13 protein-coding genes and 1 pseudogene are annotated in these 15005 nt (G+C 72.0%); 11 read left to right on the top strand and 3 right to left on the bottom strand.

What is annotated here, in order from left to right; translation table 11 throughout:
• Positions 1–43 precede the first annotated feature (43 nt).
• Together HCN52_RS13690 and HCN52_RS13685 are read right to left on the bottom strand one after the other, a co-directional pair.
• Positions 44–2137 (bottom strand): flotillin family protein, encoded by a 2094-nt coding sequence (locus HCN52_RS13690; protein ID WP_168088720.1) that lies wholly within the window; start codon positions 2135–2137, stop codon positions 44–46.
• An 87-nt stretch (positions 2138–2224) separates the two neighbouring features.
• Positions 2225–2848, bottom strand: coding sequence for a hypothetical protein (locus HCN52_RS13685; RefSeq protein WP_168088719.1), 624 nt, complete (start codon positions 2846–2848; stop codon positions 2225–2227).
• A 528-nt stretch (positions 2849–3376) separates the two neighbouring features.
• Between HCN52_RS13685 and HCN52_RS13680 the strand changes: the two genes are divergently transcribed.
• Genes HCN52_RS13680 through HCN52_RS13655 form a run of 6 tightly spaced genes read left to right on the top strand, consistent with a single transcriptional unit; the run spans position 3377 to position 9125 of the window.
• Complete coding sequence (locus HCN52_RS13680) at positions 3377–6211, top strand: DUF4040 family protein (RefSeq protein WP_168088718.1); 2835 nt, start codon at positions 3377–3379, stop codon at positions 6209–6211.
• The gene (locus HCN52_RS13675; RefSeq protein ID WP_168088717.1) at positions 6208–6642 is read left to right on the top strand and encodes a sodium:proton antiporter; all 435 of its coding nucleotides are present in this window, start codon (positions 6208–6210) and stop codon (positions 6640–6642) included. Before HCN52_RS13680 ends, HCN52_RS13675 begins: the two co-directional genes overlap by 4 nt.
• Entirely contained in the window at positions 6639–8171 is a 1533-nt protein-coding gene (locus HCN52_RS13670) for a monovalent cation/H+ antiporter subunit D family protein (RefSeq protein ID WP_168088716.1), read from the top strand. The genes HCN52_RS13675 and HCN52_RS13670 overlap by 4 nt, the downstream gene beginning before the upstream one ends.
• Positions 8168–8527 carry a Na+/H+ antiporter subunit E gene (locus HCN52_RS13665; RefSeq protein ID WP_168088715.1) on the top strand — a complete coding sequence of 120 codons (360 nt, stop codon included), beginning with the start codon at positions 8168–8170 and terminating at the stop codon, positions 8525–8527. The genes HCN52_RS13670 and HCN52_RS13665 overlap by 4 nt, the downstream gene beginning before the upstream one ends.
• Positions 8524–8781, top strand: coding sequence for an MrpF/PhaF family protein (locus HCN52_RS13660; protein WP_168088714.1), 258 nt, complete (start codon positions 8524–8526; stop codon positions 8779–8781). Before HCN52_RS13665 ends, HCN52_RS13660 begins: the two co-directional genes overlap by 4 nt.
• Entirely contained in the window at positions 8778–9125 is a 348-nt protein-coding gene (locus tag HCN52_RS13655; protein ID WP_168088713.1) for a monovalent cation/H(+) antiporter subunit G, read from the top strand. The genes HCN52_RS13660 and HCN52_RS13655 overlap by 4 nt, the downstream gene beginning before the upstream one ends.
• A 204-nt stretch (positions 9126–9329) precedes the next feature.
• Here HCN52_RS13655 and HCN52_RS13650 read toward each other — a convergent pair whose 3' ends face one another.
• A complete protein-coding gene (locus tag HCN52_RS13650) occupies positions 9330–10085 on the bottom strand; it encodes a GntR family transcriptional regulator (RefSeq protein ID WP_168088712.1) in 756 nt (251 codons plus the stop codon).
• Between the two features lie 115 nt (positions 10086–10200).
• On the opposite strand from HCN52_RS13650, the gene HCN52_RS13645 reads away from it, so the two are divergent.
• The 5 genes and pseudogenes from HCN52_RS13645 to HCN52_RS13625 form a co-directional block, all read left to right on the top strand.
• The gene (locus tag HCN52_RS13645) at positions 10201–11589 is read left to right on the top strand and encodes an extracellular solute-binding protein (protein WP_168088711.1); all 1389 of its coding nucleotides are present in this window, start codon (positions 10201–10203) and stop codon (positions 11587–11589) included.
• A 19-nt stretch (positions 11590–11608) separates the two neighbouring features.
• Complete coding sequence (locus HCN52_RS13640) at positions 11609–12544, top strand: carbohydrate ABC transporter permease (RefSeq protein ID WP_312876687.1); 936 nt, start codon at positions 11609–11611, stop codon at positions 12542–12544.
• On the top strand, positions 12541–13515 hold the full coding sequence (locus HCN52_RS13635; protein ID WP_168088710.1) for a carbohydrate ABC transporter permease: 975 nt from the start codon (positions 12541–12543) through the stop codon (positions 13513–13515). Before HCN52_RS13640 ends, HCN52_RS13635 begins: the two co-directional genes overlap by 4 nt.
• Positions 13515–14630: an ABC transporter ATP-binding protein gene (locus HCN52_RS13630; RefSeq protein ID WP_168088709.1), complete on the top strand. Its 1116-nt coding sequence runs from the start codon at positions 13515–13517 to the stop codon at positions 14628–14630. Before HCN52_RS13635 ends, HCN52_RS13630 begins: the two co-directional genes overlap by 1 nt.
• Positions 14627–15005, top strand: a pseudogene (locus tag HCN52_RS13625) (PHP domain-containing protein); the annotation flags it as partial. The gene HCN52_RS13630 and the pseudogene HCN52_RS13625, both read left to right, overlap by 4 nt.

The raw sequence follows: 15005 nt of genomic DNA, 5'->3' as shown, positions 1-15005 counted from the left end.
GTGCCGCCGCGCCCGTGGGGCGGGGCGGCACGGCGCGCGGCGGTCAGCTGTCGCTGAGCTGCTTGCGGGCGGCGAGCTGCGACAGCGGGGTGTCGGCGAGGCCCTGCTCGCGGACCGCGTCGAGCAGGCCGCTCAGCTGGGCGCTGTGGCTGCCGCCGCCCGAGATGAGCCCGGAGAGCAGGCCGGCCAGCGTGAGGTCGCGCATGCCGCCGGCGCCCAGCCCGGCGACCATGCCGGTGATGTCGTCCGTGAAGGTCGAGTTCTCCGGGTCGAGCCACTTGCCGGCCAGCGTCCGGGTGTGCTCGGAGTTGTCGACGAAGGCGTCGACGCTGCGGCCGGCGGAGATGGCGCCGACGAGGCGGTCGAAGAAGACGGAGTCGCCGCCGACGATGTCGATCTTGGCGTTCTCCAGGCCGGTGGCGATGAGGGTGGCCTGCGACTCGGCGATCTTGTGGTGGACGTCGATGCCGGCGATGCGGATCTCCTTCTCCGCCTCCAGCCGCAGTCGGTACTCCTCGTGCTCGCGGCTGGCGGCGTCGAGGGCGGCCATGGCGGCGGCCTTCTCGGTGAGCCCCTCGGCCTCCGCCTGCATCTTGTCCTTCATGCCCTCGGCCTCGGCCTGGAGCTTGACCTTGAGGCCCTCGGCCTCGGCGGTGAGCTGCTCGCGCACACCCTCGGCCTCGGCGAGGCGCTTCTTGCGGTCGACGTCGGCCTCGGCGGCACCGACCTTGGCGATGGCCTCGGCGTTCCGCTCGCGGACCTGCGCCTCGGCCAGCCCCTGGGCCGCGGCCTCTGCCTGCTTGCCCTCGGCGAGCCGGACGGCGGCCTGGGCGTCGAGCTCGGCGGCCTTGCGGCGCGCCTCGGCCATGGTGAGCTCCTCGGCGGCGCGATGGCCGGCGGACTGCTCGGCGGCCTCGGCGGCCTTGATGTCCTTGACCAGCTGCTCCTGCGCCTCGGCCTCGGCAGCGATCACGATCGCCTGGCGGTTGCGCTCGGCCTCCTCGACGGCGCGCAGCTTCTTGATCTCCTCCTCCTGCTGCGCCACGGTCTTCTCGACCGCGATGCGCTCGCGGATGACGTCGGCGATGTCGCGGCGCTCGCCCTCCAGTTCCTTGTCCTTGGAGATGCGGTGCAGCTCGGTCTCGCGCTCCCGGGCGATGACCTCCAGCTGGCGGTCCTTCTCGATGCGCTCGTTCTCGACGGCGACGACCCGCTCGCGGTTCAGCTGCGCGACGGCGACCTCGCGGGCCCGGTTCTCGTTCTGGACCCCGATCTGCTCCTCGGTCTTGATCGCGGCGGTCTGGGAGCGCAGCCGCTCCTCGGCCTGGACGCGGGCGACCTCGGCCTCCTCGCGGGCACGGACCGACTCGATCTCGCGGGTCTGCTTGATCTCGGCGTCCGCCTGGCGGCGCTCCAGCTCCAGCACGGCCTCGCGGGCGTCGACGTTCTGCCGCGTGATCTCCTTCTCCTCGTTGCGACGGAAGTCGTTGGTGAGGATGTTCTGCGCGGCGGTCAGCTCGGTGATCTTGCGGATGCCCTGGGCGTCGAGGATGTTGTGGCGGTCCAGGTGCCCGAGCGGGGTCTGCTCCAGGTAGTCGACGGCGACGTCCTCCAGGCGGTACCCGTTGAGGTCGCGGCCGATCTCGTTGATGATCCGCTGCTTCAGCTCGTCGCGCCGGTCGTAGAGCGCCTCGAACTCGAGCTGCTTGCCGACGGTCTTCAGCGCCTCGGAGAACTTGGAGTTGAACAGCTCCTGGAGGGTGACCTGGTTGCTGGCGCGCTCGGTGCCGATGGACTGCGCGACCTTGATGACGTCCTCGACGGTGTTGTTGACGCGGACGTAGAAGGAGATCCGGATGTCGGCACGGATGTTGTCCGCGCAGATCAGGCCGTCCTTGCCCTCACGGCTGATGTCGAGCGCCTTGAGGGAGATGTCCATGACCTCGGCCTTGTGCAGGACCGGGAGGACGACGGTGCCGGTGAAGGTCACGTCGACCTTGCGCATCTTGGAGACGATCAGCGCCTTGCCCTGTTCGACCTTGCGGAAGAGCCGGGTGACGGCGAACAGCAGCACGAACAGTATGAGCAGCGAGACGGCGATGACGACGCCGAGCCCCTGGCCTATGGATGTGTCCATCCTGGTACGTCCTTCGTGGGTCAGGTCCTGCAGTGGTGTCGGGCGCGGGCCGGCTCGCGGGGCCGGGACCGAGGGGCGGCGGTGCGCTCAGCCGAGCGGGTCGGCGGCGGCACCGGCCGGGGCGACGCGGTAGAAGTCCTCCGCCGCGTCGTAGTCGTAGATGAGGGCGTGGCTCCCGGCCGGGACCGGTTCGGGTTCCTCGCTGCGGATGTCGATCAGAGCGGTGCCGCCGTCGGGGAGGGCGACGAGCCCCTGTCCGAACTGCCCCGGGGCGCAGCCCACGCGTACCTCGCAGACCTGGCCGACCAGGTCCGCGTTGCGGGAGACCGAGGTGGTGCGGAGGGCGCGGCGCAGCGGGCGCGCCAGCAGCCAGGTGGCCTGCCAGCCGGCGTACAGCGCGACCAGCAGGGCCGCGGTGCGCAACAGCGCTCCGTCGAAGAGCACGGCGCCGACCAGGGCGACGAACCACGCCACCGCGACGACGAGGGAGAGCACGACGGTGACCGGGACGCCCCCGAGTCCGAGCGCGCTCAGCGCGCCGGTGAAGCCGCCGGTGTCCGCGGAATCCCCCTCCGCGGCACCGCCACCGTCCAGCAGGTCGCCCGCGAGACCGGTGACGGCGGCGATCAACCAGTACGCGACGACGACGAGCAGGGGGAAGGTGAAGACGACGGCCGGGTACGTGAGCGCGGCCGTGAAGAGCTCCCCCATGAATCCGATCCCCCTGTCCTGCCTCTCTCTCCGTTTATATGTCAGCGGACAGCCGCGCCACCAGCGGCCGGGCAGGAACGGGACCTGTTGGTGACAGGGCTGTGACGTCCGGTCCGGACAGTGGCGGCGCAAGAGGGTCGTCAGCCGTTTTTGCCGCCCCCTCTCGGTGCAGGTCACACCGCGGGGCCCGGCCTGGCCTGGCGGGCGTCGTCGCCGGGGGCCGCTAACCTGCGGGGAACCTCGTCGCGTTCCCGCCGCAGCCATGGGCACACCATGAGATAGCTCACCCGGAACCCCCGGTCCTGGTGGGCTAGGGTGTCCGAAATGGTGTGCCGGGAAGCCTGGTCGGCGACGTCTTCTGTCGACCGCGAAAGGGCCTTTCGTGCCTCTCCCCTTCCTTCTCCGCTGTGCCCCGCTCGCCGGCGCGACACGGGCGCGGGTGGTCGCCGACCTCCCGCCACCACCCTGCTCCGCCGCCGCGACGGCTGACGTCGCGGGCACCGCGCCCGACCGGGGACGGTGCCCGGCATGACGCTGATGATGCTGCTCGCCGCGTCCGCGACGCTGGCGGCTCTCGCCCCGGCGGTCGCGCGCCCCTGGGGAGGACGGGCCGGCTGGTTCGTCGCCGCGGGGCTCGCCGCGCTCACCGCGGTGCTGGTGGCACTCCGCCCGACCGACGGCTCGCTGAGCGAGTCGGTGGCCTGGATTCCCGCGGCGGACATCTCCCTGCGGCTGCAACTCGACGGGCTCTCCTTCCTGTTCGCGCTGGTGGTACTCGGCGTCGGCGCCCTGGTGATGCTGTACTCCGCCGCCTACGTGAAGGAGCGGGCGCCGGGCTTCTACCTGCTCATGGCGTTCTTCGCCTTCGCGATGCTCGCCCTCGTCCTCGCCGACGACATCGTGGTGATGTTCGTGGCGTGGGAGCTCACCACGCTCTGCTCCTACCTGCTGATCCTGCGGTCCTCGCCGGACGCGGCGGCCCCGGCCGGCCGCACCCTGCTCGTCACCGCGGGCGGTGGCCTCGCCCTCCTCGGCGCGGTGACCGCTCTCGTGGTCCGCACCGGCACCACCGAGCTGACCGCCGTGCTGAACGACCCGGTCTGGCGCGAGGAGCCGCTCTTCGCGGGGATCGTGGCGGCGCTGGTGGCGCTGGCCGCGATGACGAAGTCCGCGCAGTTCCCCTTCCACGCCTGGCTGCCGGACGCGATGGTCGCCCCGGCCCCGGTCAGCGCCTACCTGCACGCCGCGGCCATGGTGAAGGCCGGCATCTACCTGCTGATGCGGTTCTCCGAGGCCGCGTCCGCCACCTGGGTGTGGCCGACGATCCTGGTCACCGTCGGTCTGGGCACCGCGATCATGGGCGCGGTCTTCGCGTTGCAGCGGACCGACCTCAAGGAACTGTTCGCCTACTCGACCGTCAGCCAACTGGGCCTGCTGGTCGCGGTGATCGGTGTCGGCACCCCCGAGGCGCTCACCGCCGCAGCGCTGCACGTCGTGGCGCACGCCCTGTTCAAGTCCTCCGGCTTCATGTACGTCGGCCTCGTCGAGAAGCGCGCCGGGACCCGGGACATCCGCGAGCTGCACGGCCTGGCGCGAGCCATGCCCTGGACCTCCGCGATGGCGGTGCTGGGCGTCGCGGGCATGGCGGGGCTCCCGCCGCTGCTGGGCTTCGCCAGCAAGGAACTGATCCTCGACGCCATGGCCCACTCCCCCGCGGGGACAGCGGTGGGACTGGGGATCGCGCTGGCGGCGACGGCGGCGAGCGTCGGAACGGTCGCCTACAGCGCCCGCGTCGTCGTCCGGACGCTGCCGGGGCGGCCGATGGAGCTGAAGCCCGCCCGCGGGACGGTGTCGATGGCGGTGGCGGTGGGCACGACCGCGGTGGCCGGCGCGGTCGGCGGACTCCTCGTCGGCCTGCTGGACCCGGTGGTGCTGCCCGCTGCAGCGGACGCCACGGGCACCGCGGTGGGCGAGCTGTACCCGTTGTCGCTGTGGCACGGTGTCAACCTCGCGCTGCTGCTCTCCGCGGTCGCCGTCGGGGGCGGCGCGATCGCGGTGTGGCAGCGGGCACGGGTCGACACGGCGCTGGACCGCCGGTTGTTCCCCTTCACGGGCGTCGCCGCGGTCGCACGCGCCCAGTCGGCGACGATCGCCGGGGGACGCCGGGTGGGCGATCTCACCCGGACGGACCTGCCCGCCTCCCACCTCGCCGTCCCCCTGGTGGTGATCGCGGGTGGCGGCCTGCTGGCGGCGGCGCTGACCACCGGTCGGTGGGGCCTCGGCGGCGGTGTCGCCGTCGCCGACGTCGGTCTCACCGTGCTGGTCGTGGTGGGCGTCGTAGCGGCCGTCGCCTCCCGCACCCGGCTCGGTTCGGTGATCGCCGCCGGGATCGTCGGGTTCACCGTGGCGCTGTGGTTCTACTCGCTCGGCGCCGCGGACGTGGCGCTGACGCAGTTGCTGGTGGAGATCCTGACCGTCGTCGTGATGGTGCTGGTACTGCGGCGGCTCCCCGCCACGTTCCGCCGCCGCAGCGCGGGTGGGCGGCTGCGCGGCGGGATCGTCGCCATCGGGGCCGGGGCCGTCGCGACCGTCGGCACCCTGGCGCTCACCGGGGACCGGGCGCTGTCGTCGGCCGGTGAGTTCTTCCTGCGCCTGGCCGAGGAGGAGACCGGCGGCACCAACGTGGTGAACACGATCCTGGTGGACTTCCGGGCCCTGGACACGCTGGGGGAACTGGTCGTCCTGGGGGTCGCCGCGTTGGCGATGACCGCGCTGCTGACCGCGCGGACCCCGGTGGGCGGTACGCCGGACACGGCGCCGCCCGGCCCGTTGTCGGACCCGGTGCTGAACACGGTCTTCCTCAGGTCGCTGGCCCGCCCGCTGGTCCCGCTGATGCTCCTGGGGTCGCTGTACGCGCTGCTGCGGGGGCACAACGCGCCCGGTGGCGGCTTCATCGCCGCGCTGCTGGGGGCCTCCGCGCTCGCGCTGCTCTACCTGGCCGCGGTCTCCGACCGTGCGGCGCCGCTCCGCCTGCCCTACCTGCCGATCACCGGCGTCGGCATCCTCGTCGCGGTCGGCAGCGGCGTCCTGGGCCTGGCGGACGGATCGTTCCTGCGACCGCTCCACGCGGACCTGCTGGGCGTGCACCTGACGACCGCCCTCGTCTTCGACCTGGGCGTCTACCTGGCGGTGTTCGGTGTGATCCTGGCTGCCGTCAACCTCCTGGGGATGCCTTCCCTCGACGACCCGCCCCGCGGCGGTGACCGCGCCGGTTCGCCGACCGCACCGCGTCCCACCACAGCCGCGTCCGCTTCCGCCCCGGCGGAGAACGACCGCAGCGCCACCGAGGAGGCACCGCGATGATGCTCGCCCTGTCCGTTGGCGCCCTGGTCGCCGGGGCCGCCTACCTGATGCTGGACCGCACGTTCCTGCGGGTGATCATCGGCTTCGTCCTCTTCGGTCACGCCGTGAACCTGCTGCTGTTCAGCTCCGGCGGCATCCTGCGCCGCACGGAGCCGCTGGGGAGCGGGCCGGACCCGGCGGTGACGGCCGACGCGCTGCCGCAGGCGTTCGTCCTCACCGCCATCGTCATCGCCTTCGCGATCACCGTCTACATGCTGGTGCTGGCCGTGACCGGCCGTCCCGACGAGGACGCGCCGACCGAGGAGGCCGAGGAGGGCCCGACCCCGGACCCGGCCGAGCCGGACGCGCCGAGCGACACGGACGACCGCAGCGGTGCGGACGACCGCAGCGGTGCGGCACCCCGGACCACCGACCAGGAGAGCCGCGCATGAGCCCGACCCTGCTCCCCCTGCTGGTGGGGCTGCCGCTGGCCGCAGCCGGCCTCACGGCGCTCGGCCGGCAAGGCGCACGCTGGCCGTCCGTGGTGCTGATGGCCGCGCTGTCGCTGAACCTGGCGGCGGCACTCTGGCTCGTCACGACCACCCGCTCCGGCGACGTCCTCGCCCACGGCGTGGGAGGCTGGCCCGGCGGGATCTCCATCCCGTTCGTCGGCGACACGCTCTCCGCGCTGATGCTGCTGGTGACCGGCCTGCTGACCCTGGTCTGCTCGGCGTTCGCCCTCACCACCGGGCTCGGTGCGGTGCGGTTGTTCGCGCCGCTGGTGCTGACGCTGACCGCGGGCGTGAACGGCGCGCTGCTGACGGCGGACATCTTCAACCTGTTCGTCTTCATCGAGGTCATGCTGCTGCCGTCCTACGGGCTGCTGATCCTGGCACGGCGGGGTGAGGGGAGGCTGGGCTCGGTCCTCGGCTCCCGCCTGTACGTCACCTTCAACCTCTTCGTCTCCACGGTCTTTCTCGCGGGCGTCGCCTTCGTCTACGGCACCGCCGGAACGGTGAACCTCGCCGAACTCGCCGGTGCGGCGCGCTCCTCCCCGCTGGTCGCGGCGGCCACGGCCGTCTGCCTCTTCGCCCTCGGGATGAAGGCCGCGGTGGTGCCGACCCACGGCTGGCTCGCGCGTGCCTACCCCTCGACCTCTCCGGCCGTGACGGCGCTGTTCTCCGGTCTGCACACCAAGGTCGCCATCTACGCGATCTACCGCGTGTACGCCGTGGTGTTCGAGGGCGACCAGCGGTACCTGTGGATCGGCGTGGTGGTCTTCAGCGCGACCATGGCGGTCGGCGTGCTCGGGGCCGTGGGCGAGGACACGATGCGCTCGATCCTCGCGTTCCACATGGTCAGCCAGATCGGGTACATCCTGCTGGGCGTGGCGCTGTTCACCCCCGCAGGTCTGGCCGCGGGCATCTACTACCTGCTGCACCACATGATCGTGAAGGCCTCGCTGTTCCTCTCCACCGGCGCCATCGAGCTCCGCGCGGGAGAGGGCCGGCTGGACCGGTTGAAGGGCTTCGCCCGGCGGGAGCCCCTGCTGGCGGCGGCCTTCCTGATGGCCGCGCTCTCGCTCGCCGGCCTACCGCCGTTCTCCGGGTTCGTCGCGAAGCTGACGCTGATCCTGGCGGCGTTGGACGCCGGTCAGGTCGCCGCCGCCGTCGTCGCCATCGTGGTGAGCCTGGTGACCCTGCTGTCGATGCTGAAGATCTGGAACGCCGTCTTCGTCTCACGCGAGGACACCGACCCCGATCCGGGCGGCCCGGGTGGCTCCGGCGGCGGCGTCGCGGTCTCGCTGCGCGAGCGCACCGAACTCCCGCGGGTGGGGGTGCTCGGCTCCCTCCCGGCGCTGGTACTGGCCGGGATCACCCTCTCGCTGGGGCTCGGCGCCGAACTCCTGCTCTCGCTGGCGTCGACGGCCGCCGCCGGTCTGCTCGACACGGCCCCCTACGTTCAGGCGGTGCTCGGATGACCCCCCTGTTCACCTTCCCCTTCCGGCTGGCGGCGTTCGGTCTGTGGTTCGCCGTCGAGGTCGTGAAGTCGTCCGCGGCGGTACTGCGCGACATCCTGACCACCGGGCACCGCTCCGTGCCGAGGGTGGTCGACATGCCGCTGGAGTCGGAGCAGGACGGGCACGTCACGCTGATCGCCTCGCTGATCACCCTGACGCCCGGGACACTGACGCTCGGCGTCACCCGCGGCCAGAACGGCGCGAGACATCTGGCGGTCCACTCGATGTACCACCCGGACGCGGCCTCGGCGCTGGCCGACCTCCGTGACATGGAGGAGCGGATGCTGCACGCCTTCACCTGGAAGGGACGGTCATGACCGGTATCGACTTCGCCGCCGCCTGCTGCGGCGTGGCGGCCCTGATCGCCGCGTACCGCATCGTGCGCGGTCCCACCCCGGCGGACCGCGCGGTCGCGGCCGATCTGCTCTCCTTCGCCGTGATCGGCCTGATCGCCACGGTGGGGACCCGGCTCGGCAGCGGCGCCACCATGGACCTGGTGCTGGTCGCCACGCTGGTGGCGTTCCTCGCCGCCGTCTCGCTCGCCCGCGCGCTCACCCGGGGGGCACGATGACCGCGTTCCTGGACATGCTGGGGCAGGCCATGGCGGTGCTCGGCGGCCTCGTCTTCGTCGCGGCCGGCGTGGGGCTGCTGCGGCTGCGCGACCCCTACATGCGGACCTCGGCGGTCGCCACGGCCGCCGGCGTCGGGGTGGTGCTGGTGGTCGGCGGGTCGGTGTTGACCTCGCCGACCGTCTCCGACCTGGTGAAGCTCGTGGTCGCCGTCGTGCTGCAGCTGGCGACCTCGGCCGTGGGGGGCATGACACTGGCCCGGGCGGCGGTGCTCTCCGGGCACGCCTTCGCCGAGGGGACCGACACGTCCGCGCTCGACCGGCCGGAGCGGGCCGACGACGACTGAGACGTGCGGCGCCCCCGCCTGCCGCTCGATGGCGCGTGGGGGCGGGTCCGGCTGCAGAGGACGGCCGACGGACCGTGTTTCCGGGGCCCGGCAGGACGTCCCGGACGTTCGGGCCGCACGGGGTGCCGGCGCCGCGGGCCGGTCGCGGTGCCGGACTCCACGGCCGGGCGGGCGCGGTGGCGGGCGGCGTGGGGCGGGGGGGGGTCAGCGCCGTGCCAGCAGCCGGAGTTCGAAGCTGTGGCGCGAGGCCCGGTAGAGGTGGGTGCCGTACTCGACGGCGCGGCCGGTCTCGTCGTAGGCGGTCCGCTCCATGGTGAGCAGCGGGGCACCGTCGTCCTCGTGGAGCAGTGCGGCCTCGGCGGCGGTCGCGGCGCGGGCGCCGATGCGCTGTCCCGCGCTGTGGAGCACCACCCCGGCGTCGCGCAGCAGCCGGTACAGGCCGGTGGCGGCGAGCTCCGCCTCGCGGGGCTGGAGCACGTCCCGCGGCAGGTGGTTGCAGAGTCGGGCTATGGGTTCACCGTGCGTGAGACGCAGTCGCTCCACGTGGTGCACCGGCTCCCCGGCCTCGAGGTTCAGGGCGGCGGCCACCTCCGGCGGGGCCGGGACCTCCTCCAGACAGAGCACCCGGGTGGCAGGGCTCTGACCTGCGGCTTCCAAGTCCTCGTAGAGGCTGCTGAGTTCGAGGACGCGCCGTATGCGGCTGTGGACGACCTGGGTTCCCACTCCCCGTCGTCGAATCAACACCCCCTTCTCGACAAGTAGTTGTATCGCCTGGCGTACCGTAGGCCGCGACAGGCCCAGCCGGGACGCCAGTTCGATCTCGTTGCCCAGCAACGAGCCGGGCGGCAGCCTCCCCTGTCCGATTGCCTCTTCCAGTTTCTGGGAGAGCTGGAAGTAGAGGGGGACCGGGCTCGCCCGGTCCACGCTGAGCCCGAGCGCGGCAGCGTCGTGTCTCGTCATAGCGGTGACTCCCGTTCGTCGGTACCGCGTTGTCCGGATGTTAGGACATCAGGTCTTTACGTCGCCGCGTCGCTGTGAAACTCTCGCGAAACGCTTCACCAAGGAGAACCCCCACATGACTGTGTTCACCAGACGTGCTGTGGCGATGACGGGCGCAGCCGCGGCCGTCTCCCTCACCCTCACCGCGTGCGGCTCCGGTGGCGGCTCCAGCGCCGACGCCGACAGCCTCGTCATCTCCGCCAACGCCATCGCCGGCGGGAAGAACGAGCAGGAGGCGAAGTGGATCGAGGAGTGGGTCATACCCAACTTCGTCGAGCACAAGAAGGAGAAGGACGACCTCGATGTCGACGTCTCCTTCGACGCCAGCGGCGTGGACGACGAGCAGTACAAGACCAAGCTCGCGCTCGACCTCCAGGGCGGCTCCGGGCCCGACATCATGAACCTCGACGGCATCTGGATCGGTGAGTTCGCGCAGGCCGGCTACATCAAGCCGCTCACCGAGGTCGTCACCCAGGCCGACTTCTGGGAGGGCTGGGACCAGATCCCGGAGGCCGTGCAGAAGCTCGGCTCCTTCGAGAACGAGCGGTACGGCATCCCGGCGGGCACCGACGGCCGGGTGCTCTTCTACAACAAGGACCTGTTCGAGCAGGCCGGGCTGGACCGCGACTGGCAGCCCGAGAGCTGGGACGAGCTGATCGAGGCGGCCGAGGCGCTCGCCGGCCTCGACGGCGTGACGCCGGTCCAGCTCAACGCGGGCACGGCCATGGGCGAGGCCACCACCATGCAGGGCTTCCTGCCGCTGCTGGCGGGCGCCGGTGAGCACATCTGGGACAAGGGGAAGTGGCGCGGCGAGTCCGAGGCCGTCACCGAGACCCTCGGCCTCTACGAGACGATCTTCGGCGACGAGCTCGGCGACCCGCTGCTCCAGCAGGAGGCGCAGGGCCGCGACAAGTCCTTCGAGCAGTTCTCCGACGGGCGCATCGGCATCCTGCTGGAGGGCGACTACTTCTGGCGCTCGGTGGTCCACCCCGAGCTGGGCATCGCGCCGATGGAGGACCGCGACGAGGTCGTCGGCTACGCCAAGATCCCGGCGATCGCGCCCGGCAAGGGCATCCACGGGCAGGACTACGCCTCGATGTCGGGCGGTTCGGCCCGGGTCGTCAACCCGGAGACCGACAACCCGGAGCTGGCGTTCGAGCTGCTCACCTTCATGAACTCCGACGAGGCGCTGAAGGCCCTGCTGGAGGGCGAGGCCCGCATCACGGCCCGCACCGACACCAACGCCGACGTGCTCGCGGACGACCCGATGCTGACCTTCGTCGCCGACGAGGTGCTGCCGATCACCGCGTACCGCCCCGGTCTGGCGGAGTACACCCGCGTCTCCACCCTGCTCCAGGAGGCGACCGCCGCCGTGGTGTCGGGCAGCAGCGCGGCGGACGTCGCGGCGTCCTACCGCGACAAGCTGGAAGGAGTCGTCGGCGGTGCCGGCAACATCACCAACTGATTCCGACTCCGGCACGTCGGTGAACGGTTCGAAGGGGCGCCCGCTCGCGGGCGCCCCCGCCGGGCGCGGCGGCGGCTCGGACGCGGCGGGGCTCGGCCGCCGCCGGGCGGCGGGGTTCGTCGCCCCCGCGATGCTGCTGATCATCGCGTTCCTGCTCTTCCCCGCGCTGTGGACGGTGTACCTGGGCCTGACCGACTACCAGCTCACCGGATTCGCCGCGGCGAACCCGCAGGTGGTCGGCCTGGACAACTACGACCGGGCGCTCAGTGACGACCGCTTCTCCAACTCGCTGGTGCTGACCCTGCAGTTCGTGCTGGGGTCGGCGGTGCTCGGCCAGGCCGTGCTCGGCTTCGCCATCGCCTGGCTGATGCGCAACCGGGTGGGCGCGCTGCGCCGGACGGTGGAGGCGCTGGTCCTGCTGGCGTGGATCCTGCCCAGCTCCGTGATCACCTTCCTGTGGATCGCGCTGCTGGACCGGGACGGCGGCACGCTCAACGCGCTGCTGAACACGCCGGGCACCGCGTGGCTGCTCGAGTACCCGATGGCCTCGATCATCGTCTTCAACATCTGGAAGGGCGCGGCCTTCTCCATGATGCTGTACGCGGCGGCGCTCGGTAACGTGCCGCCCTCGCACCTGGAGACGGCGCGGCTCGCGGGGGCCGGAACGTTTCAGCAACTGCGCGACGTGGTCTTCCCGCGGATCAAGGGCCACGTGCTGACCAACCTGCTCCTGATCAGCCTGTGGACGTTCAACGACTTCACACCGTTCCTGCTGACGGCGGGCGGCCCCGAGAACCGCACCGAGATCATGCCGGTCTTCATCTACCGGATCGCCCTGGAGAGCGGTGAGCTGGGCTTCGGCGCGGCGATCTCGGTCCTGATGCTGCTGATCAACCTGGTGATCGCACTGGTCTACATGCGACTGCTCAGGCAGCGGAAGGAAGCGAGCGCATGACCCCTCCCCCCGCCCACTCACCCGATCACGCCCCCGGCGCCGTCCCCACCGCGTCGGACGCCGCGCCGGTCGCCGTCGCCGCCGCGCCGGCCGGTCCGCCGCCCGACGCGGAGCACCGCCGCCGGGAGGCGCAGCGCGCCGCCGGCCGCGCGGGCGCCCGCAAGGCGGTCGCCGGGATCGGCTTCTACACCTTCGTCAGCCTGGTGCTGGCCTTCTTCTCCCTGCCGCTGCTGTGGCTGGCCGTCGCGCCGTTCGACGCCAACCCCGGCCTGTCGGCGTCGCTGCCGGAGTTCACCCTCCAGAACTTCCGCGTGCTGTGGGACAACCCGTACGCGATGCGGTCGCTGGGCAACTCGGTGATTCTCGCCGGCGGCACCGGGCTGCTGGTGGTGGCGTTCGCCGCGCTCGCCGCCTACGCCCTCAGCCGGGTCCGGCTGCCCGGGCGCGACATGCTGCTGTACGTCCTGCTGCTGCTGTCGTCGATCGTCACCGGTACCGCGGCGATGGTCCCGCTGTTCAACCTGGCGACCGAGCTGCGGCTGATCGACTCCCAGCTGGGCGTCATCCTCGTGCTCAGCGGCGGTCTGCTGCCCAGCGCCATCTTCATCCTCAAGGACTTCATGGACGGCACGCCGCGGTCCTACGAGGAGTCCGCGCGGGTCTTCGGCGCCTCCCCGTTCCAGATCATGCGGGACATCGTGGTGCCGGTGGTGCGCCCGGGACTGGCGACGATCGGCGTGTGGTCGGTGGCGCAGGTGTGGGGCAACTTCCTCATCCCGTTCCTGCTGCTGCGCTCGCCGGACCAGTACCCGGCCGCCGTCGTGATGTACACGTTCTACACGGAGGGCGGGCAGGCCAACCTGGCGCTGATCTCGACCTTCTCCCTGCTCTACTCCGTCCCGGTGATCCTGATGTTCCTGTTCGTCAGTTCCCGTTACGGATTCCGTTTCCACGGAGGTATCAAGCGCTGATGGCAGCCATCACGACGGACCGGCTCACCAAGGTCTACCCGGGCGGGGTCCGCGCCCTGGACGAGATCGACCTCACCGTCGAGGACGGTGAGTTCTTCGCGCTGCTCGGCCCCTCCGGGTGCGGCAAGACCACCCTGCTGCGGACCGTCGCCGGGCTGGAGGAGTCCTCCGGCGGCGCGCTGCGCATCGGGGACGTCGACGTCACCCGCACCCCGCCGGGCAGCCGCGACGTGGCGATGGTCTTCCAGGACTACGCCCTCTTCCCCCACATGACGGTCGCAGAGAACGTCGCCTACCCGCTGCGCATCAAGAAGGTCGCCCGCGCCAAGCGCACCGAGAAGGCCGCGGCGACCGCCGGCGAGCTGGGGCTGAGCGACTACCTGGAGCGGCGCCCCGGGCAGCTCTCCGGCGGGCAGCAGCAGCGGGTGGCGCTGGCGCGGGCCATGGCCTGCCACCCGAGCGTCTTCCTCTTCGACGAACCGCTGTCCAACCTGGACGCGCGGATGCGGCTGGAGGCGCGCACCTTCCTCAAGCGGCTCCAGCGGGAACTGGGCGTCACCACCGTCTTCGTCACCCACGACCAGGCCGAGGCGCTCGCCCTGGCGGACCGCATCGCCGTCATGGAGAGCGGTCGCATCCGGCAGCTGGGCACCCCGAGCGAGGTGTTCCGCCGCCCGGCCAACACGTTCGTGGCCTCCTTCATCGGCTCGACGCCGATGAACCTCCTCGACGGGGTCGTCCGGCAGCGCGGCATCGAGGTCGCCGGCGAGCTGCTGCCGACGCCGCCGGAGCCCGCGGGCCGGCTGGTCGACGGCGAGAAGGTCGTCTACGGCATCCGCCCCGAGTACCTCCTGCACTCCCCCACCGCCGTCCCCGGTTCGCTGGCGGGCGAGGTCCGGGTGGTGGAGAACCTGGGCCACGCCCAGCTGGTGACGTTGGAGGGCCCGGCGGGCTTCGTCCAGCTGGTGGTGGACGAGGACACGCCGGTCGCCCTCGGGGACCGCGGCTTCGCCGTGCCGCGGCAGGACCGGGCGCTGGTCTACCGCGACGGGGAGCTGGTCACGAGCGGTGATCCGACCGGGCTCGCCACGGCGGGCGCCTCGGGGACGGCGTGAACCGCGAGGTCGCCGTCCACCGCGGTCGCTGGTCCCTGACGGACCGGCTGGACGCCATCCTCCGGGAGCTGCCCTTCGAGGTGGCTCCCGGGACCGCCGGCGTCACGGTCGAGTTGGAGTACGACCGGACGCGCGGCGTGCTCGACCTCGGCTGCGAGGGCGCCGACGGCTACCGCGGCTGGTCGGGCGGGGCACGCGACCGCTTCACGATCACCGAACGGTGGGCCACCCCCGGCTACCTGCCGGGGGCGCCCGAACCCGGCGGCTGGCAGGTGCTGCTGCGGCTGCACCGGGTGCCGCCGGAGGGGCTGGCGTACACCGTGCGGGTGACCGCGCACCGCGCGGCGCCGCCGGAGCCGCCGCCCCCGCCGGTGC

This window comes from Streptomyces bohaiensis (genome assembly GCF_012033785.1).
Taxonomy (GTDB): domain Bacteria; phylum Actinomycetota; class Actinomycetes; order Streptomycetales; family Streptomycetaceae; genus Streptomyces; species Streptomyces bohaiensis.
Note: the sequence above shows the minus strand (reverse complement) of the source record. Positions and strands in the feature narration are given on the sequence as shown.